This is a genomic window from Streptomyces sp. IBSNAI002 (assembly GCF_052244475.1).
Taxonomy (GTDB): Bacteria; Actinomycetota; Actinomycetes; order Streptomycetales; family Streptomycetaceae; genus Streptomyces.
Window position 1 is genome coordinate 5,532,834 of the sequence record NZ_JBQPXG010000002.1, and the last position, 14,989, is coordinate 5,547,822.

General features: G+C 68.8%; 14 protein-coding genes. All 14 read left to right on the forward strand.

Annotated features, from left to right (window positions below; translation table 11 throughout):
* Nucleotides 1-181: 181 nt before the first annotated feature.
* The 14 genes from ACTVZO_RS26830 to ACTVZO_RS26895 all read left to right on the forward strand — a co-directional run bounded on the left by ACTVZO_RS26830 (nt 182) and on the right by ACTVZO_RS26895 (nt 14,725).
* Nucleotides 182-1,801: a peptide ABC transporter substrate-binding protein gene (locus tag ACTVZO_RS26830; protein ID WP_443300798.1), complete on the forward strand. Its 1,620-nt coding sequence runs from the start codon at nt 182-184 to the stop codon at nt 1,799-1,801.
* Between the two features lie 96 nt (nt 1,802-1,897).
* Nucleotides 1,898-2,845 (forward strand): ABC transporter permease, encoded by a 948-nt coding sequence (locus ACTVZO_RS26835; RefSeq protein ID WP_443300799.1) that lies wholly within the window; start codon nt 1,898-1,900, stop codon nt 2,843-2,845.
* Nucleotides 2,838-3,794, forward strand: coding sequence for an ABC transporter permease (locus ACTVZO_RS26840; protein ID WP_443300800.1), 957 nt, complete (start codon nt 2,838-2,840; stop codon nt 3,792-3,794). The genes ACTVZO_RS26835 and ACTVZO_RS26840 overlap by 8 nt, the downstream gene beginning before the upstream one ends.
* Before the next feature lie 13 nt (nt 3,795-3,807).
* Entirely contained in the window at nt 3,808-4,863 is a 1,056-nt protein-coding gene (locus ACTVZO_RS26845) for an ABC transporter ATP-binding protein (protein ID WP_443300801.1), read from the forward strand.
* On the forward strand, nt 4,856-5,908 hold the full coding sequence (locus tag ACTVZO_RS26850; RefSeq protein ID WP_443300802.1) for an ABC transporter ATP-binding protein: 1,053 nt from the start codon (nt 4,856-4,858) through the stop codon (nt 5,906-5,908). The genes ACTVZO_RS26845 and ACTVZO_RS26850 overlap by 8 nt, the downstream gene beginning before the upstream one ends.
* Before the next feature lie 172 nt (nt 5,909-6,080).
* Nucleotides 6,081-7,019, forward strand: coding sequence for a GNAT family N-acetyltransferase (locus ACTVZO_RS26855; RefSeq protein WP_443300803.1), 939 nt, complete (start codon nt 6,081-6,083; stop codon nt 7,017-7,019).
* A gap of 107 nt (nt 7,020-7,126) precedes the next feature.
* Nucleotides 7,127-8,761, forward strand: a complete 1,635-nt coding sequence (locus ACTVZO_RS26860) for a peptide ABC transporter substrate-binding protein (RefSeq protein WP_443300804.1) — start codon at nt 7,127-7,129, stop codon at nt 8,759-8,761.
* Between the two features lie 30 nt (nt 8,762-8,791).
* Nucleotides 8,792-9,715 (forward strand): ABC transporter permease, encoded by a 924-nt coding sequence (locus tag ACTVZO_RS26865; protein ID WP_443300805.1) that lies wholly within the window; start codon nt 8,792-8,794, stop codon nt 9,713-9,715.
* Entirely contained in the window at nt 9,708-10,718 is a 1,011-nt protein-coding gene (locus tag ACTVZO_RS26870) for an ABC transporter permease (RefSeq protein WP_443300806.1), read from the forward strand. Before ACTVZO_RS26865 ends, ACTVZO_RS26870 begins: the two co-directional genes overlap by 8 nt.
* Before the next feature lie 12 nt (nt 10,719-10,730).
* Entirely contained in the window at nt 10,731-11,705 is a 975-nt protein-coding gene (locus ACTVZO_RS26875) for an ABC transporter ATP-binding protein (RefSeq protein WP_443300807.1), read from the forward strand.
* The gene (locus tag ACTVZO_RS26880; RefSeq protein WP_443300808.1) at nt 11,698-12,741 is read left to right on the forward strand and encodes an ABC transporter ATP-binding protein; all 1,044 of its coding nucleotides are present in this window, start codon (nt 11,698-11,700) and stop codon (nt 12,739-12,741) included. Before ACTVZO_RS26875 ends, ACTVZO_RS26880 begins: the two co-directional genes overlap by 8 nt.
* Before the next feature lie 486 nt (nt 12,742-13,227).
* Complete coding sequence (locus tag ACTVZO_RS26885; protein ID WP_053677094.1) at nt 13,228-13,422, forward strand: hypothetical protein; 195 nt, start codon at nt 13,228-13,230, stop codon at nt 13,420-13,422.
* Between the two features lie 23 nt (nt 13,423-13,445).
* Complete coding sequence (gene mshB, locus ACTVZO_RS26890) at nt 13,446-14,345, forward strand: N-acetyl-1-D-myo-inositol-2-amino-2-deoxy-alpha-D-glucopyranoside deacetylase (protein WP_443300809.1); 900 nt, start codon at nt 13,446-13,448, stop codon at nt 14,343-14,345.
* The gene (locus ACTVZO_RS26895; RefSeq protein WP_443300810.1) at nt 14,342-14,725 is read left to right on the forward strand and encodes a DUF6113 family protein; all 384 of its coding nucleotides are present in this window, start codon (nt 14,342-14,344) and stop codon (nt 14,723-14,725) included. The genes mshB and ACTVZO_RS26895 overlap by 4 nt, the downstream gene beginning before the upstream one ends.
* Nucleotides 14,726-14,989 lie beyond the last annotated feature (264 nt).

The following is a 14,989-nucleotide window of genomic DNA, read 5'->3' on the forward strand; positions in this document are numbered from 1 at the left end:
TGTGGTTTACGGTCTGGGCGTCCCTGAGGATGGCTCCATTGAGCTCGGGTCAATGGGTCACGCGCTGTGGGGAGCGCCGACTCACGAGCACACACGATGGGGCCGGAATTCGCTGTCAGGGGTGTCAGCGGGTGCCGGGCCCTTCACGTATCGACAGTGACTCCTGAGGAGGCAATTACCCATGCGCGGAGCAACGAGCGCCAAGTGGGTCGCGGGTGCCGTCATCGTGGCGATGGCTGCCACGGCTTGCAGCACCAGCAAGGACGAGGCCGGCAGCAAGGCCGGTGGCAACATCACCGTGGTGCTCGGCGAGCCGCAGCACGGTCTCGTGGGCCAGAACACCGCCGAGTCCGAAGGCGCCGAGGTCCTCAACGCGCTCTTCACCGGTCTGGTCGAGTACGACAACAAGACCAACGAGCCGAAGCTCGCGGTCGCCGAGTCCATCGAGACCACGGACTCGAAGGTCTGGACGATCAAGCTGAAGGACGGCTACACCTTCCACAACGGTGAGAAGGTCGACGCGCAGTCGTTCGTCCGCGCCTGGAACTGGGGCGCCAACCAGGACAACGCCGCCGAGGGCCTGCCGTTCTTCGACAAGATCGAGGGCTCCGAGGAGCTGGCGCCGGGCAAGGACAAGAAGCCCACGGCCACCGAGCTCAAGGGCCTGAAGGTCGTCGACGAGAAGACCTTCACCGTCACGCTGAAGGCTCCGTTCTCCCAGTTCAAGACCATGCTGGGCTACAACGCCTTCTACCCGCTGCCCAAGGCCTTCGAAGCCGACCCGAAGAAGTTCGGCGAGGCCCCGATCGGCAACGGCGCCTTCCAGATGGACGGCACCTGGGAGCACAACAAGCAGATCAAGATCAAGCGCTACGACAAGTTCGGTGGCGAGAAGGCGAAGCTCGAGGGCGTCACCTTCAAGATCTACGACAACCTGGACACGGCGTACAACGACCTGCGCGCCGACACCCTCCAGATCGTCGACAAGCTCCCGATCTCGGCGATGGCCACCGTCTCCCAGGAGTTCGGCGACCGTTACCTGTACAAGCCGGAGTCGGGCGTCGGCTACATCGGTCTCCCGCTGAAGACGAACGCCGAGGCGTTCGGCAAGGTCGAGATCCGCAAGGCGATCTCCATGGCGATCGACCGGGAAGCCATCACGAAGACCATCTTCAACGGCACCCGCAAGCCGGCCGACGACTTCATCAGCCCGATCATCCCCGGCTACCGCAAGGGCGCCCTCGGCGAGGCGGGCACGTACAACCCGACCAAGGCCAAGGAGCTCTACACCCAGGCCGGTGGCATCCCCGGCAACAAGCTGGAGCTCGGCTACAACGCCGACGGCGGCCACAAGGAGTGGATCGAGGCCGTCGCCAACCAGCTGAAGGCGAACCTCGGCATCGAGGTCACCGCCAAGCCGTTCACCAAGTTCGGCGACATGCTGACCGAGCTGGGCGACCAGAAGTACAAGGGCGCCTTCCGCATGGCGTGGTCCATGGACTACCCCGCGGCCGAGAACTACCTCCGTCCGATCTTCTCGAAGATCGCGATCGACCACGGCTCCAACTACGGCGCCTACGTCAACGAAGAGTTCGAGACGCTGATGGACCAGGCCGACAAGACCGCCAACGAGGCGGAGGCCATCAAGCTGTACCAGCAGGCCGATGACGTGATCATCAAGGACCTGCCGTACATCCCGGTCTTCACCTACATGTCTTCCTCGGCCTACTCCAAGTCCGTGAAGAACGTTGAGATCGACGCCCAGGGCCGCATGGACCTGGCCAAGGTCGAGCTCAACTAACACCCTTCTTCACACCAAGGGGACATCGGGGGCGGACAGGCGGAATCAGGTTTCCGCCCGTCTGCCCCTTCCCCCTGCTCTTCTGCTGGAGGTCTGATGGGCCGCTACCTCATCCGCCGACTCATACAGGCGATCCCTGTACTGCTCGGTGCCACTTTCCTGATCTACACGTTGACCTTCCACATGCCCGGAGCCGACCCGATTCAGCTCCTCGCCGGTGACAAGAAGGCCGACCCGCTCGTCGCCGCGATGCTGCGCGAGAAGTACCACCTCGACGACCCGTTCCTCATGCAGTACTGGAACTACCTCAGCGGCGTCTTCCAGGGCGACCTCGGTGAAACCCTCACCGGACGCAAGGTGATCGACCTCATCAGCGAAGCGTTCCCGTACACGGTGAACCTCGGCCTGATCGCCTTCGCCATGGAGGCCGTCGTCGGTGTCCTCGCCGGTGTCATGGCCGCGCTGCGCCGCGGGAAGTTCCTGGACCAGCTCGTGCTGCTGTCCACGCTGATGGTCATCTCCATCCCCGTCTTCGTCACCGGCTTCGTGCTGCAGCTGACGCTCGGCGTGGAGCTCAAGGACGCCTGGGGCATCGACTTCTTCCCGGTCTCCTTCAACGAGGCCGACGGGATCCGTGCCTACCTCCTCCCGGCATTCGTCCTCGCGTCGACCTCGCTCGCGTACGTGGCCCGCCTGACCCGCACCAGCCTCATGGAGACCATGCGCGCGGACTACGTCCGCACCGCGACCGCGAAGGGCCTGCCCCGCCGCCGCGTCGTCGTGCGCCACGCGCTGCGCAACGCGCTCATCCCGATCGTCACCTTCCTCGGCGCCGACCTCGGTGGCCTCATGGGCGGCGCGGTCATCACCGAGCGCATCTTCAACATCCACGGCCTCGGCGGTCTGCTCGCCCAGTCCGTGTACCTCAAGCAGGGCGCCGTCGTCGTCGGCGGTGTGACGCTCCTGGTCCTCATCTACCTCATCGCCAACCTGCTGGTGGACCTGCTGTACGCCGTGCTCGACCCGAGGATCCGCTATGCGTGACACAACTACGGTGGGGGATGAGTTGACCGACACCCAGACCACCGGAGCCCCCGCCACGAGCGCCCCGGTCAACAAGGGCAAGGGCAAGAAGAAGGACCGCGAGGCCAGCCTCTGGTCCGACGCGATGCGCGACCTGCGCCGCAACCCGATCTTCCTGATCGGCACCGTGCTCGTGCTGGCCATGCTGGTCGTGTCGGCCGTGCCGCAGTGGTTCACCCAGGGCAGCCCGTTCGACGCCGGCGCCTGCACCCTGCAGAACTCGCTCAAGACCCCGAGCGGCGACCACTGGTTCGGCTTCGACATCCAGGGCTGCGACGTCTACACGCGTACCGTCTGGGCCGCCCGCAACTCGGTGATCGTCGGCGTCGTCACCACCACGCTGGTGATCGTCGTCGGCGGCGGCCTCGGCCTGCTGGCCGGCTGGCTCGGCGGCATCGTCGACAGCTTCCTGTCCCGCTTCGCCGAGATCTTCTTCGCGCTCCCGCTGCTCCTCGGCGGCATGCTGATCATGTCCGCCCTGCCCGGCAACGCCTGGACGGTCTCCATCGTCCTCGCCACCCTCGGCTGGCCGCAGATCTTCCGCATCATGCGGTCCTCGGTGCTGCAGAACAAGAACAACGACTACGTGATGGCCGCCCGCGCCCTCGGTGCCGGCGCCTGGCGCATCACCATCCGGCACATCCTGCCGAACGCCATCGCCCCCGTCATCGTGGTCGGTGCGATCAGCCTGGGTGTGTACATCTCCGCCGAGGCGGCCCTGTCGTACCTCGGCATCGGTGTGCAGCCCCCGGAGATCTCCTGGGGCCTCATGGTCAGCGACGCCTCCGTCCGCTGGCTCCAGGCCCCGCACGTGCTCCTCTTCCCGGCCGGCGCGCTGAGCATCACGGTGCTCGCGTTCATCATGGTCGGCGACGCGGTGCGCGACGCCCTCGACCCGAAGCTGCGCTGAGGAAGGGCGTACGTTGACCATCATCGACAAGACCTCGAACGTCCCCGCGCCCCGCTCGGCGCCGGAGGGCACCCCGCTCCTCGAAGTGCGCGACCTGCACGTCGAGTTCCACACCCGCGACGGCGTCGCCAAGGCGGTCAACGGCGTTTCGTACTCCGTGAACGCCGGCGAGACCCTCGCCGTCCTCGGCGAGTCCGGCTCGGGCAAGTCCGTGACGGCGCAGGCCATCATGGGCATCCTCGACATGCCCCCCGGCAAGATCCCGTCCGGCGAGATCCTGTTCCAGGGCACCGACCTGCTGAAGCTCCCGGCCGAGGAGTTCCGCAAGGTCCGCGGCCAGAAGATCGCGATGATCTTCCAGGACGCGCTGTCCTCGCTCAACCCGGTGCACACCGTCGGCGCCCAGCTCGGCGAGATGTTCCGCGTCCACCGCGGGCTGTCCAAGAAGGACGCCACGGCCAAGGCCGTCGAGCTCATGGACCGGGTGAAGATCCCCGCCGCCAAGGCGCGCGTGGGCGACTACCCGCACCAGTTCTCCGGCGGTATGCGCCAGCGCATCATGATCGCCATGGCGATGGCCCTGGAGCCCGACCTGATCATCGCCGACGAGCCGACCACGGCTCTCGACGTGACGGTCCAGGCCCAGGTGATGGACCTGCTCGCGGAGCTCCAGCGCGAGATGAACATGGGCCTCATCCTGATCACCCACGACCTCGGCGTCGTCGCCGACGTCGCGGACAAGATCGCCGTCATGTACGGCGGCCGGATCGTCGAGAACGCCCCGGTGCACGAGATCTACAAGAACCCGGCGCACCCGTACACCCGCGGCCTGCTGGACTCGATCCCGCGCCTGGACCAGAAGGGCCAGGAGCTCTACGCGATCAAGGGCCTGCCGCCCAACCTGCTCAACATCCCCTCGGGCTGCGCCTTCAACCCGCGCTGCCCCAAGGCGCAGGACATCTGCCGCACCGACGTGCCGGTCCTGCACCAGGTGACCGCGCAGGACGGCACCGCGCTGTCCGGCCGCACCAGCGCGTGCCACTTCTGGAAGGAGCAGATCCATGGCTGAGCTCACCAAGAACGCCACCGAGCGCGAGCCGATCCTCCAGGTCCGCAACCTGGTCAAGCACTTCCCGCTGACCCAGGGCATCCTGTTCAAGAAGCAGGTCGGCGCGGTCAAGGCGGTCGACGGGATCTCCTTCGACCTGTACCAGGGCGAGACCCTCGGCATCGTGGGCGAGTCCGGCTGCGGCAAGTCCACCGTCGCCAAGCTCCTGATGAGCCTGGAGACCGCCACCTCCGGTGAGGTCTTCTACAAGGGCCAGGACATCACGAAGCTGTCGGGCCGGGCCCTCAAGGCCGTGCGCCGCAACATCCAGATGGTGTTCCAGGACCCGTACACCTCGCTGAACCCGCGCATGACGGTCGGCGACATCATCGGCGAGCCGTACGAGATCCACCCCGAGGTGGCTCCCAAGGGCGACCGGCGCCGCAAGGTCCAGGAGCTCCTGGACGTCGTGGGCCTCAACCCCGAGTACATCAACCGCTACCCGCACCAGTTCTCCGGCGGCCAGCGCCAGCGCATCGGCATCGCCCGCGGCCTCGCGCTCAACCCGGAGATCATCATCTGCGACGAGCCGGTCTCCGCGCTCGACGTGTCGGTGCAGGCGCAGGTCATCAACCTGATGGAGAAGCTCCAGGACGAGTTCAACCTGTCCTACGTCTTCATCGCGCACGACCTGTCGATCGTCCGGCACATCTCGGACCGCGTCGGCGTCATGTACCTCGGCAAGATGGCCGAGATCGGCACCGACACGCAGATCTACGACCACCCGACGCACCCCTACACCCAGGCGCTGCTGTCGGCGGTCCCGGTGCCGGACCCCGAGGTCCGCGAGAACCGCGAGCGCATCATCCTCACCGGCGACGTCCCGTCCCCGGCCAACCCGCCGTCGGGCTGCCGCTTCCGCACCCGCTGCTGGAAGGTCCAGGACAAGTGCGCCACCGAGGAGCCGCTGCTGGCGATCCCGGAGCGCTTCAAGGCCCAGGGCGGCTTCGCCGCGCACGAGTCGGCGTGCCACTTCGCGGAGGAGAAGGCCATCCTGGCCGTCTGACCCGCACGCACCCGCGCGAACGAACGGCCGGCCCCCGGCGCCCCTCACCGGCGCCGGGGGCCGGCCGTTTCGGCGCGCCCCGCCGCGCCGCCCGGGCTCCGGTGGCGCGGCGGGATTCCCCTGCGGAGAAAGCGGGTTGCGGCCGCCGCCCGGGCGGGCCGACAGTGGGGTGATGACCGCCATGCTGACCGTCCGGCCCGCCGGGCCCGGGGACGCGTCCGACATCTGCGCCCTGCTCAACGCCGTCGACATGATCGAGATCGGCCGCCCGGAGACCGACCTCGGCACCGTCGAGGCCGACCTGCACCACCCCGACGTCGACCTGGCCCGCGACTCCTGGCTCGCTTTCCAGGACGGCCGGCTCGTCGCCTACGCCCTGGTCTGGGCCGACTCCGGGCCCGGCCGCGTCGACGGGGACCACTACGTCCTGCCCGCCCACCCCGAGGCCGCCCTCCGGCTGCTCGAGCTCATGGAGGCCCGGGCCCGCGACATGGCCGCCGGAGCCGGACCGGGCAGACTGCGGCTCCAGCTCAACATCGCGCCCACCCTCGACCTCTCCCTGCTCACCGGCCGCGGCTACCGCACCGTACGCCGCTACCAGGTCATGACCCGGGCCGTGAACCCGGCCACCGACCCCCTCCCCGTCCCGCCCGCCGGGCTCACCCTGCGCGACTGCGCTGCCGACGAGGCCGACCGACGGCGCGCCCACGCCCTGGTCGAGGAGACCTTCGCGAACCACTTCGGCCATGTGGACCGCGCGTACGAGGCCTGGCTGGACCACCTGGACGCCCGCCGGCTCGACTGGTCCCTGGTCTGGATCGCCTCCCTGCCCGGGGAGGGCGACGTCGCCGTACTGCTCACCCGGGACGACCGTACGAGCATGGGCTGGCTGAGCCACATCGGCGTACGGAAGGACCTGCGGGGCCGCGGCATCGGCGGCCACCTGCTCCGCCACTGCTTCGCGGCCTACGCGGCGCGCGGCCGGGACACCGTGGGCCTCGGCGTGGACATCCACAACGAAACCGGCGCACTCGCGCTCTACGAGGCGCACGGCATGGGCCTGCACTACGCCGTCGACACCTGGGAGCTGCCTTTGCACTCGCAGGGGTGACAGCCGGGGGACGCGCGGGTGCAATCGGTCGAACCAAGGGTGTATGGGACTCCACATAGGGTGACATTGGCCCCTAAGCGAGTCTTGGGATCCCTAGGAGGCACTCCATGCGCGGAGCCACCCACGCCAAGTGGGCCGCATGTGCAATGGCCGTCGCCCTCGCGGCGACGGCCTGCGGCGGCGGAAGCGACGGCGGCGGAGGCGGTGGCGACGGCGCGGGGATCGTCAGCTCCTCCTGGGGTGACCCGCAGAACCCGCTGGAGCCCGCCAACACCAACGAGGTGCAGGGCGGCAAGGTACTGGACATGCTGTTCCGGGGTCTGAAGCGCTACGACCCGAAGACCGGCGAGGCGCTGGACTTCCTCGCCGAGAAGATCGAGACCACCGACAGCCAGAACTTCACGATCACGCTGAAGGACGGCTGGAAGTTCAGCAACGACGAGCCCGTCACCGCCGAGTCCTTCGTGGACGCCTGGAACTACGCGGCGGACGTGCGCAACAAGCAGAACAACTCGCCGTTCTTCTCGGACATCGTCGGTTACGAGGACCTGCACCCGGCCTCCGGCGACCCCAAGACGAAGACGATGAAGGGCCTCGTCGTCAAGGACCCCAAGACCTTCACCGTCGCCCTCAAGCAGAAGTTCTCCACCTGGCCCGAGACCCTCGGCTACCAGGCCTTCTCCCCGCTGCCCAAGGCCTTCTTCACCGACCACGCCGGCTGGCTCGCCAAGCCGGTCGGCAACGGCCCGTACACGGTGGACTCGTACACCAAGGGCACCGGTATGAAGCTGCGCAAGTGGGACGGCTACCCCGGCACGGACAAGGCGCAGAACGGCGGCGTCGACCTCAAGGTCTACACGGACAACAACACCGCCTACACCGACCTGATCTCCGGCAACCTCGACCTGGTCGACGACGTCCCGGCGCAGCAGCTGAAGAACGTCGCGAACGACCTCGGCGACCGCTACATCAACCAGCCCGCCCTGATCATCCAGACCCTCACCTTCCCGCTGTACGAACCCGAGTGGAGCAAGGAGGGCAGGGAGAAGGTCCGCCGCGGCATCTCCATGGCGATCAACCGCGACGAGATCACCAAGCAGATCTTCCGGGACACCCGCACCCCCGCCAAGGACTGGACCTCCCCGGCCCTCGGAGACAAGGGCGGTTTCAAGTCCACCATCTGCGGCGACGCCTGCACCTTCGACCCCACCGAGGCCAAGAAGCTCATCAAGGAGGGCGGCGGACTGCCCGACGGCAAGGTCACGCTCACCTCCAACGTGGACACCGGATCGCACCGCGACTGGATGGACGCCGTCTGCAACAGCATCAACAACGCACTCGGCGAGGGCCCCGTCTGCACCGTCAACCCCATCGGCACCTTCGCCGACTTCCGCAACCAGCAGACGAACTTCAAGCTGACCGGCCCCTTCCGCTCCGGCTGGCAGGCCGACTACCCGCTGATCCAGAACTTCCTGCAGCCGCTCTACTACACCGGGGCCTCCGCCAACTACGGCAAGTTCAACGACCCCGAGTTCGACAAGCTCGTCGACCAGGCCAACCAGGAGAGCGACGCCGCCAAGGCGACCGCCATCTTCCAGGAAGCCGAGAAGATCCTCGCCGACCAGATGCCGTCCATCCCGCTCTGGTACCAGAACGGCAGCGCCGGGCACTCCGAGCGGATCACCGACGTGGCGCTCAACCAGTTCAGCGTGCCGGTCTACGACCAGATCAAGGTCAGCTGACCCACCGACGGATCGATCCTGGAGCAGTCCATGGGACGTTATGTGATCCGGCGGCTGCTCCAGATGATCCCCGTGTTCATCGGCAGCACCTTCCTGATCTTCTTCATGGTGTACGCGCTCGGTGACCCGGTCGCCGCCCTCTTCGGCGACAAGGCGCCCGACCCCGCCACCGCCGCCCGCATCCGCAAGGACCTCTACCTCGACCGCCCCCTGTGGGAGCAGTACCTCCACTACATGGGCCAGATCTTCCAGGGCGATTTCGGCACGGCCTTCAACGGCCAGAAGGTCACCGAACTCATGGCGACGGCCTTCCCCGTCACCCTGCGCCTGACCATCGTCGCGATCGTCATCGAGATCGTCGTCGGCATCACCCTCGGCGTGGTCAGCGGACTGCGCCGGGGCAAGGCCGTCGACACCTCCGTACTCGTGATGACCCTCGTCGTCATCTCGGTGCCCACCTTCGTGACGGGCTACCTGCTCCAGTTCCTCTTCGGCGTCAAATGGGGCTGGGTCCGGCCCACCGTCTCCCCGGACGCCCCCTTCAGCGAGCTGATCCTGCCCGGCATCGTGCTCGCCCTCGTCTCCCTCGCGTACGTCACCCGGCTCTCGCGCACCTCCATCGCCGAGAACGTCAAGGCCGACTACGTCCGCACCGCCGTCGCCAAGGGACTGCCGCGCCGCCGGGTCATCACCCGCCACCTGCTGCGCAACTCCCTGATCCCGGTGGTCACCTTCATCGGCACCGATATCGGCGCGCTGATGGGCGGTGCCATCGTCACCGAGCGGATCTTCAACATCCACGGCGTCGGCTACCAGCTCTACCAGGGCATCCTGCGCAACAACTCGCCCACCGTGGTCGGCTTCGTGACCATCCTCGTCATCGTCTTCCTGCTGGCGAACCTGCTCGTCGACCTGCTCTACGCGGTCCTGGACCCGAGGATCCGTTATGCCTGAGCCCGAGCGCCCCGACGCGTACGACCCCGTGGGCCCCGGCCCGAACGAAGCCGTGTCCCCCACCGGCCAGGGCGGAGCCATGGATCTTGCCCTGGAGGAGGCGGAGAGCCTCGAGAAGCCCCTCGTCCCCGGATCCGGCGGAGCCGGCCCGTCCGAGAAGGCCCGCTCGCTGTGGTCCGACGCCTGGCACCAGCTGCGCCGCAACCCGGTCTTCGTCATCTCCTCCCTGCTGATCCTCTTCCTCGTCGTCATCGCGATCTGGCCCCAGCTCATCGCCAGCGGCGACCCCCTGACCTGCGACCTGTCCAAGTCCCAGGAGGGCTCCTCCCCGGGCCACCCCTTCGGCTACGACACCCAGGGCTGCGACGTGTACACCCGTACCGTCTACGGCGCCCGCGCCTCCATCACCGTGGGCGTGTGCGCCACCCTCGGCGCCGCCCTGCTCGGCTCCGCGCTCGGCGGGCTCGCCGGATTCTTCGGCGGCTGGTGGGACGCGCTGCTCTCCCGGGTCGCGGACATCTTCTTCGGCATCCCGGTGATCCTCGGCGGCCTGGTCTTCCTGTCCGTCGTCACCAGCACCACCGTCTGGCCCGTGGTCGGCTTCATCGTGCTGCTGGGCTGGCCGCAGCTCGCCCGCATCGCCCGAGGCTCGGTGATCACCGCCAAACAGAACGACTACGTCCAGGCCGCGCGGGCGCTCGGCGCCGGCAACGGCCGGATGCTGCTGCGGCACGTGGCGCCCAACGCCGTCGCGCCCGTCATCGTCGTCGCCACCATCGCGCTCGGCACCTACATCGCCCTGGAAGCCACCCTGTCCTTCCTCGGCGTCGGACTGCGGCCGCCCACCGTCTCCTGGGGCATCGACATCTCCAACGCGGCCTCGCAGATCCGCAACGCCCCGCACATGCTGCTGTGGCCGGCGGGCGCGCTCAGCCTGACCGTGCTCGCCTTCATCATGCTCGGCGACGCGGTGCGCGACGCCCTCGACCCCAAGCTGCGCTGAGGAGCCCCGCACATGCTGCTCGAAGTCCGCGACCTGCACGTGGAATTCAAGACGCGCGACGGAGTCGCGAAGGCGGTCAACGGCGTCGACTACTCGGTGGACGAGGGCGAGACGCTCGCCGTGCTCGGCGAGTCGGGCTCCGGCAAGTCGGTGACCGCGCAGGCCGTCATGGGGATCCTGGACGTGCCCCCGGGCCGGATCGCGGGCGGCGAGATCCTCTTCAAGGGCAAGGACCTGCTCAAGATGAAGGAGGAGGACCGGCGCAGGATCCGCGGCGCCGAGATGGCGATGATCTTCCAGGACGCCCTCTCCTCCCTGAACCCCGTCCTCAGCGTGGGCGCGCAGCTCGGCGAGATGTACGAGGTCCACCGCGGGATGTCCCGCAAGGACGCCAAGGGCAAGGCCGTCGAGCTGATGGACCGGGTGAAGATCCCGGCGGCCAAACAGCGCGTGGGGGACTACCCGCACCAGTTCTCCGGGGGCATGCGCCAGCGCATCATGATCGCGATGGCGCTGGCCCTGGAACCCTCGCTGATCATCGCCGACGAGCCGACCACCGCCCTGGACGTCACCGTCCAGGCCCAGGTGATGGACCTGCTGGCCGAGCTCCAGCGCGAGCTCAACATGGGCCTCATCCTGATCACCCACGACCTCGGCGTCGTCGCCGACGTCGCGGACAAGATCGCCGTCATGTACGCGGGCCGGATCGTGGAGGCCGCCCCCGTCCACGCGATCTACCGGGCACCCGCCCACCCCTATACGAGGGGCCTGCTGGACTCCATCCCGCGTCTGGACCAGAAGGGCCAGGAGCTGTACGCCATCAAGGGCCTGCCCCCGAACCTGCTGGCCATCCCGCCCGGCTGCGCCTTCAACCCGCGCTGCCCGATGGCGCAGGCCGTCTGCCGGGCCGAGGTCCCGCCGCTGGCGCAGGTCGCCGAGGACCGGACCAGCGCCTGCTACTTCTGGACGGAGTGCCTCCATGCCTGAGTCCCTTCTGGAAGTGAAGGACCTGGTCAAGCACTACCCGTTGACCCAGGGCATCGTCTTCCGCAAGCAGATCGGCGCGGTCAAGGCCGTCGACGGGGTGTCCTTCGGGCTGCGCGCGGGGGAGACGCTCGGCATCGTGGGCGAGTCCGGCTGCGGCAAGTCCACCGTGGCCAAGATGCTGGTCAACCTGGAACGGCCGACGGCCGGCGCGATCTCGTACAAGGGCGAGGACATCACGAAGCTGTCGGGCCGGGCCCTCAAGGCCGTGCGCCGCAACATCCAGATGGTGTTCCAGGACCCGTACACCTCGCTGAACCCGCGCATGACGGTCGGCGACATCATCGGGGAGCCGTACGAGATCCACCCCGAGGTCGCCCCGAAGGGCGACCGGCGCCGCAGGGTCCAGGAGCTCCTGGACGTGGTCGGGCTGAACCCCGAGTACATCAACCGCTACCCGCACCAGTTCTCCGGCGGCCAGCGCCAGCGCATCGGCATCGCCCGGGGCCTGGCCCTGCGGCCCGAGGTCATCGTCGCCGACGAGCCCGTCTCCGCGCTCGACGTGTCCGTCCAGGCGCAGGTGATCAACCTGCTGGCCCGCCTGCAGGACGAGTTCGACCTGTCCTACGTCTTCATCGCGCACGACCTGTCGATCGTCCGGCACATCTCGGACCGGGTCGGCGTCATGTACCTGGGCCGGATCGTGGAGATCGGCACCGACACCCAGATCTACGACCACCCGACCCACCCGTACACCCAGGCCCTGCTGTCCGCGGTCCCGGTGCCCGACCCGGAGGCCCGCGCCCGCCGCGAGCGCATCATCCTCACCGGCGACGTGCCTTCACCGGCCAACCCGCCGTCGGGCTGCCGCTTCCGCACCCGCTGCTGGAAGGCCCGGGAGAGGTGCGCCGCCGAGGAGCCGCTGCTGGCGGTCCCGGAGGTCTTCCCGACGGGTCCGGCGGCGCATCCGTCGGCCTGCCACTTCGCGGCGGAGAAGCACGTGGTCCCCTCGCCCCCGCCGGACGGCGCGGGCGAGTAGCGCGGGCGAGTGGCGCGGCCGCGCGGGGTCGGCGGCCGGGATCTCGCACGGGGGCGCATCGCCCGGCGCAGGGCGGCTGTTCGGGGCGCGCGGCCGAGTGCTTCCGGCCGTTCGCGCCCCGCTCGGCGGCGCCCCGTCCGGTGCGATGATTTCCAGCCACCCGCGCCGCTCCGGTCCGCAAGCGGCCCACCTCGGCCAACGCCGTTTACACACAGGCAACTTGACCGTTTCTGCCCCGAGATCTGGGGCATGCAGCCTGGACGGCGTGCGGCCGTGCGGGTGCCGACAGCCGGCCGGAGGGGCGTACCGGCCCTCCGGCCGGCCTCCCGTATGCCCCGGCCCGTGCGCGCCATGCGCCCCTCGTGCTGCCGGAATTCGATCGATGCGCTGGTACGGATAGTTATGATCCGTAGCGCACGGTGGGTATGACTCTCGCCGAGCACTGATACGCGTACCGATGTCCGCTCGACGTGGAGGTGAAACGCCGTGGCACTCTCGATCTCGGCCGTGGTGCTGCTGGCGATCGTCGTATTCCTGCTGGTCCGACGGTCGGGCCTGAAGGCGGGACACGCGGTGGTCTGTGTACTGCTCGGCTTCTACCTGGCGAGCTCCACCATCGCCCCGACCCTCAGCCAGCTCACTTCGAACGTGGCCAGCATGATCAGTGGCCTCAAGTTCTGAGCCGTGCCTCGTAGGCTAGGCCCATGAACGGTCTTCCCGCCCGTCGTCTGCTCCTCGTGCACGCGCACCCGGACGACGAGTCGATCAACAACGGCGTCACCATGGCCAAGTACGCGGCCGAGGGGGCCCACGTCACCCTGGTGACCTGCACCCTCGGCGAGGAGGGGGAGGTCATCCCGCCCGGCCTCGCCCACCTGGCGTCCGACCGGGACGACGACCTCGGCACCCACCGGGTCGGCGAGCTCGCCGCCGCCATGGCGGAACTGGGCGTCACCGACCACCGGTTCCTCGGCGGCCCCGGCCGCTACCGGGACTCCGGGATGATGGGCGCCCCGCAGAACCGCCGCCCGGAGGCCTTCTGGTCCGCGGACGTGGACGAGGCCGCCGCACACCTCGTGGAGGTGATCCGGGAGGTACGGCCGCAGGTGCTGGTCACCTACGACCCGGACGGCGGCTACGGGCACCCCGACCACATCCAGGCCCACCGCGTCGCCATGCGCGCCGCCGAACTGGCCGCCGAGACCGCCTACCGGCGGGATCTGGGCGAGCCGCACGGCATCGGGAAGATCTACTGGAACCGGGTGCCCCGCTCGGTGGTCGAGGAGGGCTTCGCCACGCTGCGCGCGGCGGCCGGCATCGAGGCGCCCTTCCCGGGGGTGGCCTCGCCCGAGGACGTGCCCGGGGTCGTCCCCGACGAGAGGATCACCACCGAGATCGAGGCCGCCGAGGAGCTCGTGGCGGCGAAGGCGGCGGCCATGCGGGCCCACGCCACCCAGATCGCCGTGGACGGCCCCTTCTTCGCCCTCTCCAACGACCTGGCGCAGCCGCTGTTCACCCGCGAGTACTACGAACTCGTCGCGGGCCGGCCGGGCGCACCTGCGGGCGAGCGCGAGCGCGACCTGTTCGCGGGGGTGGCGGCATGACCGGGACGCTGACCCCGGCGCGGGTCGCCGGCTGCCTGGGCCTGCTGGTGCTGGGGGCGCTGACCGGCCTGGCCGGCTGGCTGGTGGTGGACCTGTGGTTCCCCGGCGGCCTGCTGGTCGCGCTGCTGGCGGCCTTCGGGCTGTTCCTCGGCGGCCGGATCGCGCTGGGCACCGGCCTCGGGGTGGGCGGGGCCGCGGCGGGCTGGTTCCTGGCGTACGTGCTGCTCGGTGTCCCGCGCCCCGAGGGGGACTTCCTGCTCAGTTCGTCCGGAATCAGCATGTACGTCTACCTTTTGGGTGGAACGGTCTTCGCTGTGATGTGCGCCACGATGCGCGCTCCGCTGGACGGGCCGGTTTCGGCCGCCCGGCCTGCCAAGTGACGTGGTGTCGGACTCTTTAGAGGTGGCCGGTCCGAGGGGCGCGCGACGGCTCTCGGGCGGCTTCACCGGGGTTTGGCGGGCGTTATGAGGAACCCCTGATTCCTGGTGGTCAGTTGCGCGAGGGCGGCGGCCAGTATGGTGGACGGGCCGCCGAGCTGCCCGCGCACGGTATGACGGGCGGCGGAGCCAACCGGGAGAACCTGCCTTGAGTCGTGAAACCGACAGTTCGTCCTCCGGGCCCACAGGGCGCGGTGGAGCCGCCTA